We start from the raw sequence: 18,730 nt of genomic DNA on the forward strand, positions 1-18,730 counted from the left end.
CGGTCCACCTCCGTGAACCAGCATGCCTGACCGATCGGTCAGACCCTGACCGATCGGTCAGACAAACCGCGTGGCGTTCCCCACACCGCTCGCTTGTTTAGGCGGCGTGTTCGGCGTCGTACCTGGTCCGCGCCTCGGCGATGGCCCGGCGGTGCCGCTCGGCCCAGCTCGTCAGTGCCACCAGCGACTCGTACAGTTCCAACGCCATCGGGGTGGCCACGTACTCGACCTTGGGCGGCACGGTCGGATAGACCGTGCGGTGCAGCAGGCCGTCGCGTTCCAGGTTGCGCAGCGTCAGCGTGAGCATCCGGCGACTGATGCCCTCGATGTGCCGCTCCAGCTCGGTGAAGCGGACCGGTCCGTGCGAGGCCGCCACCAGGATGCCGATGCTCCACTTGCCGCCAACCCGATCGAGCACCTCGCGGACGGTGCAGGCGCGCGCCTGTCCGGGGGTGAACGGCACGTTCCCCGCGGCGCACGTGAACTCGGCCGCTACCTGCGCGGACACATCGCTGTTCCTCTGGGACACAACAGTGCCTCCTTCCGCTCCCGGTCATGGTCACAGACGATGGCGTCAGTAACAAACCGTGCACCAAGGAGGAGTCCCGTGGACCGTGTCACCCCGTCCCGCTGGCCGGCGTTGCTGGTGCTCTGCGCCGGCAGCCTCATGATCATTCTGGACGGCAGCGTGGTGTCGGTGGCCCTGCCCGCCGTCCAGCGCGACCTGGGCTTCACCGCCGCCGGACTGGCCTGGGTCGTCAACGCGTACCTGGTGGCCTTCGGCGGGCTGCTGCTGCTCGCCGGTCGCCTCGGCGACCTGCTCGGCCGACGCCGGGTCTTCCTGGCCGGCGTCCTGCTGTTCACCCTGGCCTCGGCGGCCTGCGCGCTCGCCAGCGGGCCGGTCCTGCTCGTCGGCGCACGGTTCGGCCAGGGCGTCGGCGGCGCGCTGGCCATGGCGGTCAGCCTCGGCATGATCGTCCGGCTCTACCCCGAGCCGGCCGAGCGGGCCCGCGCGATCGCCGTCTACAGCTTCACCGGGGCGGCCGGCGCATCGGTCGGCACGGTGGCCGGGGGAGTGCTGACCGAGCTGGCCGGCTGGCGCTCGATCTTCCTGGTGAATCTCCCGATCGGGGCGGCGATCCTGCTCGCCGCCGTCCGCCGGCTCCCCGCCGAGCGGGGCAGCGGGCCGTGGACCGGTCTCGACGTGCCCGGCGCGCTGCTCGCCACCGCCGGCCTGATGGCCGCCGTGCTGGGCATCGTGGGTACGGGTGAGCACGGCTGGACCAGCCCACGCACCCTCGGTGCGGTGGCGCTCGCCGCGCTGCTGCTCGGCGGGTTCGCGGTACGCCAGCGCGTGGCGTCCACCCCGCTGCTGCCGAGCCGACTGCTGCGCGTACCGGGGCTGCTCGCGGCGAACACCGCGCAGTTCCTCATGGTGGCCGCCTTCTTCGGCTTCCAGTTCCTGCTCGCCGTGGAGCTGCAACTCGTGCTCGGGCTGGACGCGGCGGCGACCGGCTGGGCGTTCCTGCCCACCCCGGTGGTGATCGCGGTCGTCTCGCTCGGCCTGGCCGGCCGGCTGATCGCCCGCTGGGGCGCCCGAACCGTGCTGGTGGCCGGGCTCGGCCTGGCCGCCGTCGGCTTCCTGCTGCTCGCCCGGCTGACCGCCGACGGCGGCTACCTCGCCGACGTACTCCCGGCGATGGTGGTCTTCGGGCTGGCCGGCGGTCTGACCCTGCCGGCGGTCACCACGCTGGCCATGGCCGGCGCGACCGACGCCGACGCCGGGCTCGCCTCCGGGCTGGCCAACACCACCCAGCAGGTCGGCGGGGCGGTCGGCCTGGCGGCGCTGGCGACCCTGGCGGCGTCCCGCAGCGACGGACTACGGGCCGCCGGCCAGGCCGAGGTGGTCGCGCTGGCCGGCGGTTACCGGCTCGCCTACGCGGTGGCCGCCGCCCTGGTGCTCGCCGCTCTGCTGGTGGCGCTGGGCCTGGTGCCCCGACAGCCGGCCGCCGCGCGGCCCGACGGCGACGGGCGGGTCGACGGGGACGGGGCGGTGGACGGCGACGGGCCCATCGACGGCGGCGGGCCGGTCGACGGCGGCGGGCCGGTCGACGGGCGTCGAAGCGCCGTGTCCGGTTGACCGACGACGCCGGGGCGGCGAGGGTGATCGGGTGAGTGAGGCTGACGAGACCCGCGACGGCGTGGCCCTGACGAACCTGGACCAGCCGCTGTCCGACCGTGACGACGCCACCAAGCGCGACCTCGTCGACTACCTCGACGCCGTTCGGGAGCCGATCATCGGACAGCTCCGGGACCGACCGCTGTCGGTGATCCGGGTGCGCCCCGGCCAGCCGCCGTTCATGCAGAAGAACCTGCCCCGCTACACCCCGGACTGGGTGCGCCGAACGGCGGTCTGGGCCGAGGCGTCGCACCGGGAGATCTCGTACGCCCTCTGCGACGACCGGCGCACCCTGCTCTGGTTCGCCAACCAGCGCGCGGTCGAGTACCACCCGACCCTGGCCACCGCGACCGACCCGCACCGACCGACCCACCTCGTGCTCGACCTGGACCCGCCGGAGGGCGACGGGTTCCGCGCGGCGGTCGACGCGGCGCTGCTGGTCCGCCAGGCGCTCGCCGACGCCGGCCTGGCCGGAGCGGTCAAGACCAGCGGTGCCAAGGGCGTGCACGTCTTCGTCCCGGTCACCGGCGACGCCACCGCCGAGGAGTTGGCCGCCGCCACCCGGGCGCTCGCGGTCCGCGCCGAACGGCTCGACCCGGCGCTCGCCACCACGGCGTACATCCGCGAGGACCGGGGCGGGAAGGTGTTCGTCGACGCCACCCGCTCCGGCGGGGCGACGGTCGTGGCCGCGTACAGCCCGCGACTGCGGCCCGGGATGCCGGTGTCCTTCCCGGTCGACTGGGCCGACCTGACCGAGGTGACCCCGGCGGACTTCACCATCCGGACGGCCCCGGCGCTGCTCGCCGGAACCGACCCGTGGGTCGCCCTGCTGCCGGAACCCCAGCAGATCCCCGCCGACCTGGTCGCCGAGGGCCGCACCATCCCGGTGGCCCGCGTGCAGGCCATGCACGAGGGCAAGCGCCGGGCCCGCGCCCGCCGCGAAACCACCTGACGGTACGCCCCGGACGGCCACCCCATCCGCCGCCGCGCGGCTCGGGTCGGGCTCGGCCGGTCGCGCGCCCCGGCCCTCGGCGGGCCCGATTCGTCGGGGGTCTGTGGCACGATTTTCCGGGTGAGCAGCCGATCGACCGAGAGCCAGCGCCTCGCCGACCTCGCGCGGCTGCGTCGCGTCCGCGACCGCATCGACCGGGAGTACGCGCAGCCGCTCGACGTCGAGGCGCTCGCCCGGGGTGTGCACATGTCGGCCGGGCACCTCAGCCGGGAGTTCCGGCTCGCCTACGGCGAATCTCCGTACAGCTATCTGATGACCCGGCGCGTGGAGCGCGCCATGGCCCTGCTGCGTCGTGGCGACATGAGCGTCACCGATGTATGTTTCGCGGTCGGCTGCTCCTCGCTCGGCACCTTCAGCACCCGCTTCACCGAACTGGTCGGCATGCCGCCCAGCACCTACCGCCGGGAGGCGGCGCTGTCGACGGTCGGGCTGCCGTCCTGTACGGCGAAGCAGGTCACCCGACCCGTCAGGAATCGAGAAGCGCAGGTCACGCCGCCACCCGTAGCGTGACCCGGGCCCGCCCACCCGAGCAGATGGAGAGACGATGAGCAAGGCCACGGACTCGCCCGCGGCACACGTCGCCGACCGCCACGACCTGATCCGGGTGCAGGGCGCTCGCGTCAACAACCTCAAGGACGTCACGGTCGAGCTGCCGAAGCGCCGGCTCACGGTGTTCACCGGTGTCTCGGGCTCGGGCAAGAGTTCGTTGGTGTTCGGCACCATCGCCGCCGAGTCGCAGCGGATGATCAACGAGACCTACAGCGCCTTCGTGCAGGGCTTCATGCCGACGCTGACCCGGCCCGAGGTCGACGTACTGGCCGGGCTCACCACCGCGATCATCGTCGACCAGGAGCGGATGGGCGCCAACGCCCGCTCCACCGTCGGCACCGCCACCGACGCCAACGCCATGCTGCGAATCCTGTTCAGCCGGCTCGGGCAGCCGCACATCGGCTCGCCGAACGCCTTCTCCTTCAACGTCCCCTCGGTCCGGGCGACCGGCGCGATCACCGTCGAGCGCGGCGCGGGCAAGACGAAGACCGAGAAGGCGACCTTCAACCGCCTGGGCGGCATGTGCCCGCGCTGCGAGGGCATGGGCGCGGTCACCGACTTCGACCTGTCCGCGCTCTACGACGCCGGCAAGTCGCTCAACGAGGGTGCGATCACCATTCCGGGCTACAGCATGGAGGGCTGGTACGGCCGGATCTTTCGGGGCTGCGGCTACTTCGACCCGGACAAGCCGATCAGCAGGTACACCAAGCGGGAGTTGCAGGACCTGCTCCACCGGGAACCGACCAAGATCAAGGTCGAGGGCATCAACCTGACGTACTCGGGCCTGATCCCGCAGATCCAGAAGTCGTTCCTGTCCAAGGACATCGACACGTTGCAGCCGCACATCCGGGCCTTCGTGGACCGGGCGGTCACGTTCACCACCTGCCCCGACTGCGACGGCACCCGGCTCAGCGCCGAGGCCCGCTCGTCGAAGATCGCGGGCAAGAGCATCGCGGACGTCTGCGCCATGCAGATCAGCGACCTGGCGGCCTGGGTCCGAGGCATCGAGGAGCCGTCGGTCGCGCCCCTGCTCAGCGGGTTGCAACACCTCCTCGACTCGTTCGAGGAGATCGGGCTGGGCTACCTGTCGCTGGACCGGCCGTCCGGCACGCTCTCCGGTGGCGAGGCGCAGCGCACCAAGATGATCCGCCACCTCGGGTCCTCGCTCACCGACGTCACGTACGTCTTCGACGAGCCGACGATCGGGCTGCACCCGCACGACATCGCCCGGATGAACGGTCTGCTGCTGCGCCTGCGCGACAAGGGCAACACCGTCCTGGTCGTCGAGCACAAGCCGGAGGCCATCGCCATCGCCGACCACGTCGTCGACCTCGGTCCCGGCGCCGGCACCGGCGGTGGTGAGGTGGTGTTCCAGGGCACCGTCGACGGGCTGCGCGCCAGCGACACCCTGACCGGGCGACACCTGGACGACCGGGCCGCGCTGAAGTCGTCGGTGCGTACCCCGTCCGGCACGCTCGCCGTGCGGGGCGCGAACGCCCACAACCTGCGCGACGTCGACGTCGACATTCCGTTGGGCGTGCTGGTGGTGGTGACGGGTGTCGCCGGTTCGGGCAAGAGTTCGCTGATCCACGGCTCGGTGTCGCCCCGGGAGGGGGTGGTGTCGGTCGACCAGAGCGCGATCCGCGGTTCCCGACGGAGCAACCCCGCGACGTACACGGGTCTGCTCGACCCGATCCGCAAGGCGTTCGCGAAGGCCAACGGCGTGAAGCCCGCGCTGTTCAGCGCCAACTCCGAGGGCGCCTGCCCGGGCTGCAACGGCGCCGGCGTCATCTACACCGACCTGGGGATGATGGCTGGCGTCGCCGCCACCTGCGAAGAGTGCGAGGGGCGGCGGTTCCAGGCGTCCGTACTGGAGTACCGGTTCGGCGGCCGGGACATCAGCGAGGTGCTCGCCATGTCGGTGACCGAGGCGGAGGCGTTCTTCGGCTCGGGCGAGGCGCGTACCCCGGCCGCGCACGCCATCCTCGACCGTCTCGTCGACGTCGGGCTCGGCTACCTCAGCCTCGGTCAGCCGCTGACCACCCTGTCCGGCGGCGAACGGCAGCGGCTCAAGCTGGCCACCCGGATGGCCGAGAAGGGCGGCGTCTACGTCCTCGACGAGCCGACCACCGGCCTGCACCTCGCCGACGTGGAGCAACTGCTCGGCCTGCTGGACCGGCTCGTCGACTCCGGCACGTCGGTGATCGTGGTCGAGCACCATCAGGCGGTCATGGCGCACGCCGACTGGATCATCGACCTCGGCCCGGGCGCCGGCCACGACGGCGGCCGCGTCGTCTTCGAAGGCACCCCCGCCGACCTGGTAGCCGTCCGCAACACCCTCACCGGCCAACACCTAGCCGAATACGTCAACGCCTAACCCCGCTCGCGCCCCGCGCCCCGCGCCCCGCCCCGCGCCCCGACCCCCGCGATCTTGCACTTTCTGTGGCGACAGAAGGCGCATTCCGCCCCAGAACGACAACCGGAACTGCAAGATCGCGGGGTCAAGGGGTTCGGGGTGGGGTGGTTCGGCGCGAGTCGGGTGCGAGGGCGTGTGTCCGGGCTCGGGCCGGAACCGGTCGACGTGGGCTGGCACCGGAGAACGTGGGGTCCAGGGCTTGGGCCTGGGACGGGTTGACGTGAGCTGGCGCCGTGGAAGACGTGGGTCCAGGGCTCAGGCCCGGGGCGGAGTCGACGTGAGCTGGCGCCGGGAGGGTGGGGCTTGGGCCCGGAGCGGGTCGACGTGAGCTGGCGCCGGGAGCGTGGGGTCCGGGGCTCGGCCCCGGAGCAGAAATGACAAGCGCCCCAGGTCCGCGTTCTTCAGCGGACATGGAGCGCGAAAAGCTTGTGCCCCCGGCAGGATTCGAACCTGCGCCCCCGCCTCCGGAGGGCGGTGCTCTATCCCCTGAGCTACGGGGGCTCAGCGACGGGAGAAGACTAGCAAACCTCCCGGGCGTACGCCGAATCGGTATCGGGTGGGCCGACCGTGTCGCGTCGACCGGCCCACCCGGCACTCAGGCCGCGACGGCCCGCCCGCAACTGGGCAGCGGGTGCAGGACGATCCGCCGGGGCAGTCGGCGCGGCCACTCGTTGCGGGGCCAGGATCCGTCCACGATCAGGTGGACGGTGCGCTGCTCCTCGCCGCTGAGTCGCAGGACGAAGTCGCGGGGGAGCGGCGGATCGACCGTCGGTGTCGTGATCATGAAGCGCACCCGGCCCCGGGATGAGACGGCGGAGATCACGTCGGCGGCCGGCATCGTGCCGCGCAGCCGTACCCGCCCGATCCAGTAGACCTCAGCCAGGTGCTCCTGGGCCGTCCGGGTGATCGCCGGGTACTCGCTGCGTACCCACCGTTCGACCGCGCTGACGCAGAGCCCGCAGGCTCGCTCGCGCGGTTCGCGCGGACCCAACCCCCAGGCCCGCAGGTACGCCCCGACCGCTCCCACGTCCAACGGAAGGTCGAACCGGCGCTGGATGAGCGTGGTGAGGCTCTGCCGTGTCCACAGCTCCTCGTCCAGGCCGAACTCGTCGGGGTGGACGCCCCGGAGTGTGTCGATCAGTTCGAGTTCCTGGTCGCGGCTGAGCATTCCCGGCTCGCCCTGCCGCTGTCCGCGACGGACGGCTGCCACCGCCCCGTCACCGCCGATGGTGTGGCGTCGGCACCAACTGGTGACCGAGCGCCGTGCGTCTCTGAGTGCAACCCCCACGTCTTGGGCAACGAGCCCGAATCACAACTGGTCACGATATGTGTGGAGAAAACTCTCTAAGCAACGCAATCGCCTGTCTAACGCAAAGCGCTCAAAAGCGACGAGACGGTCTTTATGGGACGCGCAGGTCGTTGCGTGGCCCCGCAGACCCGGCGGCGAGGCGCGGATCGGCGGCGTCTTGAGGTGGCCCGTCACCAGGTCGCCGATGTGGCGGCATCCGCACGCCTGGACACCGCCACATCGCCGATCTCGCGCACCCCGACGGCGTGGAGGCCGTGATCGTCTCGATTTCTCGGAAGTCGGGGTGTCCCGGCCGCGCCGACAGCCCACCTTGCAGGAAACCGAGTCGATCATCGAGCCCGCGCTGTGCCGCGCCCGTCCTATCCCGTCCTGCCGCGGTCGCCCGCCCGCGCTCCGCCACGCCCCGCCGCCCGCCCTGCCCCGTCCCGCCGCGCTCGCCCGCGCCGGCCCCGCGCTCGTCCGCCTACGCCGCCCCGCGGGCGCCCGCGCCCCGCTGCGCCCGCCCTGTCCCGTCCTGCCCCATCCCACTCGCCCGCGCCACCCCGCGCTCGCCCGCGCCCGCGCTCGCCGACGCCGCGCCGCGGGCGGCTGTGCTGCGGTCTGTCGAATCCCGCCGGGCCTTATCGCGGCCCGGTGCGGCCTGGCCAGCCTGGGGAAGTGGCCGTACATGGGCCGGGCCCGCGTCCCGCCTCGGTGTGGCGGTGACGCGGGCCCGGTACGCCCTCGGAGTGGATCAGCCCTTGGCCTGCGCCTGGAGCTGCCGGAGGTTGTTCAGTTCGGACTGCTGGGTCGACTTCATGGTCTCGGCCACGCGTACCACCTCGGCGTTGTCGGTCTCGGCGAGCGCCGCGTCGATCATGTGGATGCCGCCCAGGTGGTGGTTGTACATGAGGGCCAGGAACTGGCGGTCGACCTCGATGCCCTTGGCGTCGCGCAGGGCGGCCATCTGCTGTGGTGTGGCCATGCCCGGCATGAGCCCGTCCTTGACGGTCGCGCCGTCGGACATCCACGACATCGGCGGCTCCGAGCCGGTCGGGCTCAGCCCCCACTCGCGCAGCCAGGTCTGCATGGCACCGATCTCGCCCTGCTGGCCGGTGGCGATGTCGACGGCGATCTGCCGGACCTCGGGCAGCGTCGCCGACCGGTACGCGATCAGGCTCATCTCCACAGCCTGGGTGTGGTGGGTCGTCATGTCCCGCGCGAAGCCCGCCTCGACCGAGGCGTCACCCGGGCGGGTGAGCCGCGGGGTGAGCAGACCGCCGGCGTACCCGAGCAACAGCCCCACCACCAGCAGGGCGGCCAACGCGAGCACGCCGTAACGCCGCGCCGGTGCCCGGCCGTCCTCGTCCGGGACGGCCTGGGCCTCGTCGTACTCGCTGTCGGTGGTGGCGGGGGCTGTCATCGACGTCCTTACTGGGTGGGCGGCTGCTGCTGGAGCTCACGCGGGGTGGTGCCGGTGGCGGTGACGCCCTGGTTGCAGAGTGCCGTGGGGCCCTCGACCGAGGCGTTGACCCGGAGGTCCTTGATGAAGTCGTCGATCCGCTTGTCGTCGGCGTTGTCGACCTTGAGCTGGTAGCCCCACGCCTGGAGCGAGATCGGCTTGTCCAGACCCTCGTACGGGCTCATCAGCATCTTCTCGACGCCACGCACCTTGCCGGCGAGCTTGTCGACCTGGTCCTTGGGCAGGTCCGGCCGGTAGGTGATCCACACCGCGCCGTGCTCCAGGCTGTGCACCGCGTGCTCGCTGGCGATCGGGGCGTCGTACACGTCGCCCATGCAGTTCTGCCAGGCCGCGTTGTGCACGCCACCCACCGGCGGCGAGTACTTGTAGGTCAGGGGGCCGGCCTTGTGCGCCTCGTACTTGAGGCTCTCCGGGTCGGACTTGCGGATGTTGGTGATGCCGTCGATGGCGTTGGCCCGCTTGTCCCACGGCTTGGAGCCCTGGAACGCCGCCCAGGAGCCGTAGCCGATGATGCCGGCCGCGATGACGCCCACGGCGACGAAGAGCGCGATCGGACCCCAGGCCCGGCCCTGGCTCACCTTGACCGGTGCCACCGGCTTGCGGGGGCCCTTGCCGCCGGCCCGGGGGGAGCCCGCCGGCTTGCCGGAACCGGCCTTGGCGCCGGACGCCGGCCGGCCCGCAGCCGGCTTCTTGCCGGTGCTGACCACGGTCGGGCGGCGCTCCGGGCCACCCGGGGTGCTGATGCTCATCGTGCCTCGTCAAGTCGGTCGGTCAGGGGAGATGGCGGGCCGGTTGACGCGCAGGGTAGCCGCCGAGTGCCCGAGTCTACCCCCGATAACATGGTTGGGTGACTCCTGCAGAACTCGCCTCGGTCGTCCTCACCGCCGCCCACGCCGTCTTCGCCGACCGTGGCCTGGATCACGCCGCGCTGCCGGAGCGCACGGTGGTGGAGCGACCGCGCAACCCCGAGCACGGCGACTACGCCTCCACGCTCGCCCTGCAGTTGAGCAAGAAGGTGGGTGTTCCGCCGCGTGAGCTGGCCACCGCGCTGGCCGACGAGCTGGGTCGGGCGCCCGGGATCAAGTCGGTGGAGATCGCCGGGCCGGGCTTTCTCAACATCCGGCTGGATGCTGCCGCCGCCGGCCAGCTCGCCCGGGTGATCGTCGAGGCCGGCCCGGAGTACGGCCGCAGCGACCGGCTCGCGGGCGAGAGGATCAACCTGGAGTTCGTCTCGGCCAACCCGACCGGCCCGGTGCACATCGGCGGCGTCCGCTGGGCGGCCGTCGGCGACGCGTTGAGCCGGCTGCTGCGGGCCACCGGCGCCTACGTCGGCACCGAGTACTACTTCAACGACGCCGGCTCGCAGATCGACCGGTTCGCTCGGTCGCTGCTGGCCGCCGCGAAGGGTGAGGCCGTGCCGGAGGACGGCTACGGCGGCGCGTACATCGCGGAGATCGCCAATGAGGTGCAGGCCCGCCGGCCGGACGTGCTCGACCTCGACGACGCCGCCGCCCAGGAGGTGTTCCGGGTCGAGGGTGTCGCGCTGATGTTCGACGAGATCCGGTCGTCGCTGCGCGACTTCGGGGTGGAGTTCGACACCTACTTCAACGAGAAGGACCTGCACGACCGGGGCGAGCTGGATCTCGCACTGGCGCGGCTGCGCGAGCAGGGGCACCTGTACGAGTCCGAGGGCGCCACCTGGCTGCGGACCACCGACTTCGGTGACGACAAGGACCGGGTGCTGCGCAAGTCCAACGGCGAGTGGACCTACTTCGCGGCGGACTGCGCCTACTACCTCGACAAGCGCGAGCGCGGCTTCGAGCGGGTCGTGATCATGCTGGGCGCCGATCACCACGGTTACATCGGCCGGATGAAGGCGATGGCGGCCTGCTTCGGTGACGATCCGGACCGCAACCTGGAGATCCTCATCGGGCAGCTGGTCAACCTGCTGCGCGACGGCGCCCCGATGCGGATGAGCAAGCGGGCCGGCACCGTGATCACCCTGGAGGACCTGGTCGATGCGATCGGCGTGGACGCCTCCCGGTACGCGTTGGCCCGCTACTCCAGCGACTCGCCGATCGACATCGACATCGAGCTGTGGACCCGGGCGACCCGCGACAACCCGGTCTACTACGTGCAGTACGTGGCCGCCCGGACGGCGGGCGTGGCCCGCAACGCCGCCGAGGTGGGCCTGGTCCCGGGCGACGCCGACGCGTTCCGCCCCGAGCTGCTGGACCATGAGAAGGAGAACGAGCTGCTCAAGGCGCTCGCCGAGTTCCCGGCGGTGGTGGCCACGGCCGCCGAGCTGCGCGAGCCGCACCGGGTGGCCCGTTACCTGGAGGAGAGCGTCGCGGCCTCCTACCACCGGTTCTACGACAACTGCCGTGTGCTGCCGTTGGGCGACGAGGAGGTCACCGACCTGCACCGGGCCCGGCTCTGGCTCAACAACGCCACCCGCACGGTGATCGCCAACGGTCTGCGCCTGCTCGGCGTCTCCGCCCCCGAGAGGATGTGACATGCGGGCTCACGAGGCCGGCGCGCTGCATGCGGACATCAGCAACCAGGGGCCGGCCTGGCTGCGTACCCCGGTCGACGTCAACGCCCTCGTGCCGGCGCTGTGGCCGCGGTCGGTGGCGCGCGGCGCGGACGGCGCGGTCACCGTCGCGGGCCTGAGCGTCCGCGACATCGCGGCCGAGTTCGGCACCCCGGTGTACGTCCTCGACGAGGCCGACCTGCGCTCGCGTTGCCGCGACTTCCGGGCGGCCTTCCCGACCGAGGACGTCTACTACGCGGGCAAGGCGTTCCTCTGCCGGGCGGTGGTCCGGATGATCGCCGAGGAGGGCCTGTACCTGGACGTCTGCACCGGCGGTGAGCTGGCCACCGCGCTGTCGGCGGGGATGCCGCCGGAGCGCATCGGCTTCCACGGCAACAACAAGTCGGTCGCCGAGCTGGGCCGGGCGTTGGACGCCGGGGTGGGCCGGATCATCGTCGACTCGTTCACCGAGATCGACCGGCTCACCGCCCTGGCCCGCGAGCGCGGTGTCCGGCCCCGGGTGCTGGTCCGGGTGACGGTGGGCGTCGAGGCGCACACCCACGAGTTCATCGCGACCGCCCACGAGGACCAGAAGTTCGGCTTCTCGCTGGCCGGTGGGGCCGCCGCGAACGCCGCCTTCAAGATCCTCGACGAGGACGTGCTGGAGCTGCGTGGCCTGCACTCGCACATCGGTTCGCAGATCTTCGACGCCAGCGGCTTCGAGGTCTCGGCCCGACGGGTGCTCGCCCTCCAGGCGCAGATCCGCGACGCCCGTGGGGTGGAGCTGCCCGAGCTGGACCTGGGCGGCGGCTTCGGCATCGCGTACACCACCCAGGACGACCCGGCCGCACCGCAGGACCTGGCCAAGCGGCTCCGCAAGATCGTCGACTCGGAGTGCGCCGCCGAGAACCTGGCCGTACCCCACCTGTCGATCGAGCCGGGCCGGGCCATCGTCGGGCCGGCCGTGTTCACCCTCTACGAGGTCGGCACGGTCAAGGACCTCGACGGCATCCGGACGTACGTGAGCGTGGACGGCGGGATGAGCGACAACATCCGTACCGCCCTCTACGACGCCTCGTACTCGGCGACGCTGGCCTCGCGCGCCTCGGACGCGCAGCCGTTGCTCGCCCGCGTGGTGGGAAAGCACTGTGAGTCCGGGGACATCGTGGTGAAGGATGAATTCCTGCCCGCCGACGTGCAGCCCGGAGATCTTGTCGCGGTGCCCGGCACCGGCGCGTACTGCCGGAGCATGGCCAGCAACTACAACCATGTGCCCCGGCCGCCGGTCGTCGCGGTACGCGACGGCCAGGCGCGCCTGATCGTCCGGCGGGAAACCGAAGAGGACCTGCTGGCATTGGATGTGGGATGACGTCACCTGTGCGCTTGGCTCTGCTCGGCTGCGGCACGGTCGGCCAGGATGTGGTCCGGCTGCTGCACGAGCAGTCGGCCGACCTGGCCGCCCGGATCGGCGCTCCACTGGAGATCGCCGGCATCGCCGTCCGCCGGCTCGGCCGCGACCGCGGTGACCTGCCGATCGACGAGAACCTGTTCACCACCGACGCGCTCGGGCTGATCAAGCGCGACGACGTGGACGTGGTGATCGAGGTGGTCGGCGGGATCGAGCCGGCCCGGAGCTGGCTGGTCGAGGCGCTGCGCGCCGGCAAGAGCGTGGTCACCGCCAACAAGGCGCTGCTCGCCGAGGACGGCGTGGCGTTGCACGAGGCCGCCGCCGAGGGCGGCGGGGACCTCTACTACGAGGCGTCCGTCGCCGGCGCCATCCCGCTGCTGCGCCCGCTGCGCGAGTCACTGCACGGCGACCGGATCAACCGGGTCACCGGCATCGTCAACGGCACCACCAACTTCATCCTGTCCGCGATGGACGCCACCGGCGCCGGCTTCGCCGAGGCCCTGGAGGAGGCCACCGAGCTGGGGTACGCCGAGGCCGACCCCACCGCCGACGTGGAGGGCTTCGACGCGGCGGCCAAGGCCGCCATCCTCGCCTCGCTGGCCTTCCACACCCGGGTCGGCGCGGCCGACGTGCACCGCGAGGGCATCACCGAGGTGACCGCCGCGGACATGGCCAGTGCCCAGGCGATGGGCTGCACGATCAAGCTGCTCTGCATCGCCGCGCGGGGCGTCGACGCGGCCGGTCAGGAGACGGTCAGCGTCCGGGTGCACCCGGCGATGATTCCGCGCAGCCACCCGCTGGCCAGCGTCGGCGACGCGTTCAACGCGGTCTTCGTCGAGGCCGACGCCGCCGGGCAGCTCATGTTCTACGGCCGGGGCGCGGGCGGCGCGCCGACCGCCAGCGCGGTGCTCGGCGACGTGGTGGCGGTGTCCCGCAACCGGCTCGCCGGCGTCCGCGCGGCCAGCGAGAGCGCGTACGCCGACCTGTCGGTGCGGCCGATGGGTGAGGCGCTGACCCGCTACCACGTCAGTCTGGACGTGGCCGACCGATCCGGTGTGCTGGCCGCCGTGGCGGGCGTGTTCGCCCGGCACGACGTGTCGATCGCGACCGTGCGCCAGGGCTCGGCGGGTGGTGCCCCCGGTCGGGACGGCGACGCCGAGCTGGTCATCGTCACCCACGTCGCGCCGGACGCCGCGCTCGCCGCGACCGTCGAGGAACTGCGTGGCCTGGACATCGTCCGGTCGGTGACGAGCGTGCTGCGGGTCGAGGGCGGCGCCTGAGTCGTTGGGCCATCAGACGGTCCGGGCGTCCCGCCAGGTGGGTAACCCGGGGTGTGCCATCGATGGCTCCGGCAGGGTGGTCCAGGGTGACCCGGTGCTCGGGTCGAAGCGGCGGTAGAGAGGCGAGGAGAGCGACATGTGGCGGGGTCTGATCGAGGCGTACCGGGATCGGCTGCCCGTCACCGCGGCCACGCCGGTCGTCACGTTGCACGAGGGGAACACCCCGCTGCTGCCGGCGCCGGTGCTCTCGGCCCGGCTGGGTTGTGACGTCTACCTGAAGGTGGAGGGCGCCAACCCGACCGGCTCCTTCAAGGACCGGGGGATGACCCTCGCCGTGTCGAAGGCGGTCGAGGCCGGCAACAAGGCGATCATCTGCGCCTCCACCGGTAACACCAGCGCCTCCGCCGCGGCGTACGCGGCCCGGGCCGGGCTGACCTGCGCGGTGCTGGTGCCGCAGGGCAAGATCGCGCTGGGCAAGCTGGCCCAGGCGCTGGTGCACGGCGCGAAGCTGCTCCAGGTCAGCGGCAACTTCGACGACTGTCTGGCGCTCGCCGCCAAGCTGGCCCAGGACCACCCGGTCGCGCTGGTCAACTCGGTGAACATCGACCGGCTGCACGGGCAGAAAACCGCCGCGTTCGAGATCGTCGAGGCGCTCGGCGACGCCCCGGACATCCACTGCCTGCCGGTCGGCAACGCCGGAAACATCTCCGCGTACTGGATGGGGTATTCGGAGGAGCAGGCCGCCGGCGCCACCACGCGCGCGCCGAAGATGTACGGCTTCCAGGCGTCCGGTGCGGCGCCAATCGTGACCGGTCAGGTGGTGCCGGAGCCGTCCACCATCGCCACCGCCATCCGGATCGGCAACCCGGCGAGCTGGACCAAGGCGCTCGACGCGCGGGAGGCCTCCGGCGGCCTCATCGCGGCGGTGACCGACCGGGAGATCCTGTCGGCGTACCGGCTGCTCGCCCGTGAGGTGGGCGTCTTCGTCGAGTTGGGCAGCGCGGCCAGCGTGGCGGGCCTGCTCCAGCAGGCCGCCGCGGGAGCGGTGCCGGCCGGTTCGACGGTGGTCTGCACGGTGACCGGCCATGGTCTCAAGGACCCGGAGTGGGCGATCTCCACCGCGCCCGCCCCGCTGACCATCGGCAACGACCCGTTGGCCGCGGCCCGCGCCCTCGACCTGGCCTGAGCGCGCCACCGCGCGGTGGGCCGCCCCTGGGGGCGGCGGGGGTTCCGGTGATCGAGTCCGGCACACTTTCACGTATCCCCGCCCGCATTCTCTTCCAGGAGTGAGCCAGGCCGATGTCGCTGCTCGCCAGATTCAGCCTCGCCAACCGAGGGCTGGTCGCCCTCATAGCGGTGGTGACCACGGCGTTCGGAGCGTTCGCCGTGCCGTCGCTGAAGCAGCAACTGCTGCCGTCGCTCGAGTTCCCGGCCGCTTTCATCGTGGCCGCCTACCCCGGCGCCGGACCCGAGATCGTCGAGTCGCAGGTGACCGAGCCGATCGAGAACGCCCTCCAGGGCATCCCCGGGCTGGACAAGATCACCTCAACGTCCCGTGAGGGATCGGCCACCGTCCAGGTGGAGTACGAGTTCGGCACCGACCTGGACGACGTGGTCAACAAGATGCAGACCGCGCTGAGCCGGATCGACGCCCAGTTGCCGGACAGCGTCGACCCGCAGGTCATCGCGGGCAGCACCGACGACCTGCCGGCGGTGGTGCTGGCCGCGGCCGGTGGTGCGGACGAGCGGGCGCTCGCCGAGAAGCTGCGCGCCACGGTGGTGCCGGAGCTGGAGAGCATCGAGGGCGTCCGTACGGTCGAGGTGACCGGCACCCGCGACGACGTCGTGGTGGTCACCCCGGACCCGGCGAAGCTGGCCGCGGCGAAGCTCGCGCCGACCGCGATCGGGACCGCCCTCAAGACCAACGGCGTGTCCGTGCCGGCCGGCGCGGTGGCCTCGGGCGGCCTGGCCCTGCCGGTGCAGGTCGGAACGCCGGTCGCCACCCTGGACGACCTGCGCGGCATCGTCGTCGCGCCCGGTGCGACCCCGGTCCGCCTCGGTGACGTGGCGACGGTCGAGCAGCAGCTCGCCCCGGCCACCGCGATCACCCGGACCAACGGCAAGGACAGCCTCGGCATCGCCGTCACCGCCGCGCCGGACGGCAACGCGGTGGAGATCTCCCACGAGATCCGTGACCGGCTGGCCGACCTGAAGGACGCCTCCGGCGCGGAGTTGACCGTGGTCTTCGACCAGGCGCCGTTCGTGGAGAAGTCGATCGAGTCGTTGACCACCGAGGGCCTGCTGGGTCTGCTGATGGCGGTCATCGTCATCCTGGTGTTCCTGCTGTCGGTGCGCTCGACGGTGGTCACCGCGGTCTCCATCCCGCTGTCGGTGCTGGTGGCGCTGATCGCCCTGTGGATCGGCGACTACTCGCTCAACCTGCTGACCCTCGGCGCGCTGACCATCGCGGTGGGCCGGGTGGTGGACGACTCGATCGTGGTGTTGGAGAACATCAAACGGCATCTGGAGTACGGCGAGGAGAAGCGGCACGCGATCATCACCGGTGTCCGTGAGGTGGCTGGCGCGGTGACCGCGTCCACCCTCACGACGGTGGCGGTGTTCGCCCCGATCGCGCTGGTCGGCGGATTCGTCGGGCAGCTCTTCGCGCCGTTCGCGATCACCGTGACGGTGGCCCTGCTCGCCTCGCTGCTGGTCTCGCTGACGGTGATCCCGGTGCTGGCGTACTGGTTCCTCAAGCCGCGCGGCGGCACCGTCGACGACGAGGCGGTGCGCCGCGAGGCCGAGGAGAAGGAGCTGCGTAGCCCCTTGCAGCGGGCGTACCTGCCGGTCATCGGCTTCGCCACCCGCAAGCGGTCGACCCGTTGGATCACCGTCGGGCTGGGCCTGCTGGTGCTCTTCGCCACCTTCGGGCTGGCGCAGAAGCTGGAGACGAACTTCCTGGACGACTCCGGCCAGGACACGCTCAGCTTCCGGCAGGAACTGCCGGCGGGCAGCAGTCTGGCCGCGACCGACGCCGCGGCCAAACAGGTCGAGGCGGTCCTTGGCCGGATCAAGGGGATCGACACGTACCAGGTGACGGCCGGGGGCGGCGACACGCCGTGGGCGGGCGGCGGCGGCAACAACGTCGCGAGCTGGTCACTGGCGCTCGGCGGCGACAAGGACGCCAAGCAGGTACGCGAGGAACTGCGGCGGGAGTTCGACAAGCTCGGCACCAGCGTGGGCGAGGTCAGTTTCGGCGGTGGCCAGGACGCGTCGACCAGTCAGCTGGAGGTGATCGTCCAGGCCAGCGACCCGGAGGTGCTGACCCGCGCGACCGAGGCGGCCCGTACGGCGATGGACGACGTCCCGGACGTCGAGGACGTCACCACGAGCCTCGCCGCGCGCGTGCCGCGGGTGGACGTGACCGTCGACCGGGTCGCGGCCGGCCGGGTCGGCCTCACCGAGGCCGCCGTCGGTCAGCTCGTGTCGCAGGCGTTCCGTGGCGCTCCGCTGGGGCAGGTGGCGCTCGACGGCCGCCAGCAGGACGTGGTGCTGCGGCTGAGCGCGACCGCGCCGGTGTCGGTGGAGGAGCTGCGGGCCCTTCCGGTCGGACCGGTGAAGCTGGACGACATCGCGGACGTCACGCAGGCCGAGGGGCCGCAGCAGGTCACCCGGATCGACGGTGAGCGCAGCGTCTCGGTGACCGGCGCCGCGACCGGTTCCAACCTGGGCGCGACCACGAAGGAGCTGCAGAAGCGGCTCGACGGCATCGACGTCCCGGGGGCGACCTTCACCATCGGTGGGGTCAGCGCCGACCAGTCGGACGCCTTCGGTGACCTGGGCCTGGCGGTACTCGTCGCCATCGCCATCGTGTTCCTGATCATGGTGGCGACGTTCCGCAGCCTCACCCAGGCGTTGATCCTGCTGATCTCCATCCCGTTCGCGTCGACCGGCGCGATCGGTCTGCTGTTGATCACCGGGACGCCGCTGGGTGTGCCGGCGCTGATCGGCGTGCTGATGCTGGTCGGCATCGTGGTGACCAACGCCATCGTGCTGCTCGACCTGATCAACCAGTACCGGGCACGGGGCATGGGGGTCCAGGAGGCGGTGGTCGAGGGTGGCCGGCGGCGGCTGCGTCCGATCCTGATGACCGCGGTCGCGACGATCTTCGCGCTGCTGCCGATGGCCTTCGGGTTGACCGGCGAGGGCGGCTTCATCTCGCAGCCGCTGGCGGTCGTGGTGATCGGTGGCCTGCTCAGCTCGACGCTGCTGACGCTGATCCTGGTGCCGACGCTCTACTCGATGGTGGAGCACACCAAGGAGTCGCTGCGGGGACGCCGTACCCGCCGGCGTTCCGGCGACGCCGCGCCGAGCGGGTCGGAGACCGTCGAGCCGGACGGTCCCAACCAGGTGGCGGTGCCGGCGAGCGCACCGGCGGCGACGTCGGCCGAGAGCGCGCAGCCGTCGGCGACGCGCCCCGCGCCGTCGGGTGCGCTGGTGGACGGGACGGACCAGTTCGAGGTGCTGCGGCTGCCCCGTAGCCGCACCTCTCCGCTGCCGCCGTCGGAGCCCACCGAGTAGT

13 protein-coding genes and 1 tRNA gene are annotated in these 18,730 nt (G+C 71.9%); 9 read left to right on the plus strand and 5 right to left on the minus strand.

Annotated elements, in window-relative coordinates; genetic code table 11:
- Nucleotides 1-97: 97 nt before the first annotated feature.
- Entirely contained in the window at nucleotides 98-463 is a 366-nt protein-coding gene (locus AC3EN4_RS13765) for a winged helix-turn-helix transcriptional regulator (RefSeq protein ID WP_422740811.1), read from the minus strand.
- Nucleotides 464-607: 144 nt separating this feature from the next.
- Between AC3EN4_RS13765 and AC3EN4_RS13770 the strand changes: the two genes are divergently transcribed.
- From AC3EN4_RS13770 to AC3EN4_RS13785, 4 genes are all read left to right on the plus strand, one after another.
- The gene (locus tag AC3EN4_RS13770; RefSeq protein ID WP_435206274.1) at nucleotides 608-2,140 is read left to right on the plus strand and encodes an MFS transporter; all 1,533 of its coding nucleotides are present in this window, start codon (nucleotides 608-610) and stop codon (nucleotides 2,138-2,140) included.
- Between the two features lie 31 nt (nucleotides 2,141-2,171).
- On the plus strand, nucleotides 2,172-3,131 hold the full coding sequence (locus AC3EN4_RS13775; protein WP_435206275.1) for a DNA polymerase domain-containing protein: 960 nt from the start codon (nucleotides 2,172-2,174) through the stop codon (nucleotides 3,129-3,131).
- A 120-nt stretch (nucleotides 3,132-3,251) separates the two neighbouring features.
- Entirely contained in the window at nucleotides 3,252-3,701 is a 450-nt protein-coding gene (locus AC3EN4_RS13780) for a helix-turn-helix transcriptional regulator (RefSeq protein ID WP_422736678.1), read from the plus strand.
- A gap of 34 nt (nucleotides 3,702-3,735) precedes the next feature.
- Complete coding sequence (locus tag AC3EN4_RS13785; protein ID WP_435206276.1) at nucleotides 3,736-6,117, plus strand: ATP-binding cassette domain-containing protein; 2,382 nt, start codon at nucleotides 3,736-3,738, stop codon at nucleotides 6,115-6,117.
- Between the two features lie 468 nt (nucleotides 6,118-6,585).
- Here the strand turns inward: AC3EN4_RS13785 and AC3EN4_RS13790 are convergent.
- The 4 genes from AC3EN4_RS13790 to AC3EN4_RS13805 all read right to left on the minus strand — a co-directional run bounded on the left by AC3EN4_RS13790 (nucleotide 6,586) and on the right by AC3EN4_RS13805 (nucleotide 9,676).
- A tRNA-Arg gene (locus tag AC3EN4_RS13790) sits at nucleotides 6,586-6,657 on the minus strand.
- A 94-nt stretch (nucleotides 6,658-6,751) separates the two neighbouring features.
- On the minus strand, nucleotides 6,752-7,444 hold the full coding sequence (locus AC3EN4_RS13795) for a winged helix-turn-helix domain-containing protein (protein WP_422736676.1): 693 nt from the start codon (nucleotides 7,442-7,444) through the stop codon (nucleotides 6,752-6,754).
- Nucleotides 7,445-8,198: 754 nt separating this feature from the next.
- Nucleotides 8,199-8,867 carry a DUF305 domain-containing protein gene (locus tag AC3EN4_RS13800; RefSeq protein ID WP_422736675.1) on the minus strand — a complete coding sequence of 223 codons (669 nt, stop codon included), beginning with the start codon at nucleotides 8,865-8,867 and terminating at the stop codon, nucleotides 8,199-8,201.
- 8 nt (nucleotides 8,868-8,875) lie between these two features.
- Nucleotides 8,876-9,676 (minus strand): thioredoxin-like domain-containing protein, encoded by an 801-nt coding sequence (locus tag AC3EN4_RS13805; protein ID WP_435206277.1) that lies wholly within the window; start codon nucleotides 9,674-9,676, stop codon nucleotides 8,876-8,878.
- A 98-nt stretch (nucleotides 9,677-9,774) separates the two neighbouring features.
- On the opposite strand from AC3EN4_RS13805, the gene argS reads away from it, so the two are divergent.
- The 5 genes from argS (at nucleotide 9,775) to AC3EN4_RS13830 (ending at nucleotide 18,729) form a co-directional block, all read left to right on the plus strand.
- Nucleotides 9,775-11,442: an arginine--tRNA ligase gene (argS, locus tag AC3EN4_RS13810; RefSeq protein ID WP_435206278.1), complete on the plus strand. Its 1,668-nt coding sequence runs from the start codon at nucleotides 9,775-9,777 to the stop codon at nucleotides 11,440-11,442.
- Between the two features lies 1 nt (nucleotide 11,443).
- Nucleotides 11,444-12,829 carry a diaminopimelate decarboxylase gene (gene lysA / locus AC3EN4_RS13815; protein ID WP_435206279.1) on the plus strand — a complete coding sequence of 462 codons (1,386 nt, stop codon included), beginning with the start codon at nucleotides 11,444-11,446 and terminating at the stop codon, nucleotides 12,827-12,829.
- An 8-nt stretch (nucleotides 12,830-12,837) separates the two neighbouring features.
- Nucleotides 12,838-14,148 carry a homoserine dehydrogenase gene (locus AC3EN4_RS13820; RefSeq protein WP_435206325.1) on the plus strand — a complete coding sequence of 437 codons (1,311 nt, stop codon included), beginning with the start codon at nucleotides 12,838-12,840 and terminating at the stop codon, nucleotides 14,146-14,148.
- A 136-nt stretch (nucleotides 14,149-14,284) separates the two neighbouring features.
- Nucleotides 14,285-15,334 (plus strand): threonine synthase, encoded by a 1,050-nt coding sequence (gene thrC / locus AC3EN4_RS13825; protein ID WP_435206280.1) that lies wholly within the window; start codon nucleotides 14,285-14,287, stop codon nucleotides 15,332-15,334.
- Nucleotides 15,335-15,447: 113 nt separating this feature from the next.
- The gene (locus AC3EN4_RS13830; protein WP_435206281.1) at nucleotides 15,448-18,729 is read left to right on the plus strand and encodes an efflux RND transporter permease subunit; all 3,282 of its coding nucleotides are present in this window, start codon (nucleotides 15,448-15,450) and stop codon (nucleotides 18,727-18,729) included.
- Nucleotide 18,730: the final 1 nt, after the last annotated feature.

This window comes from Micromonospora sp. bgisy143 (genome assembly GCF_057708145.1).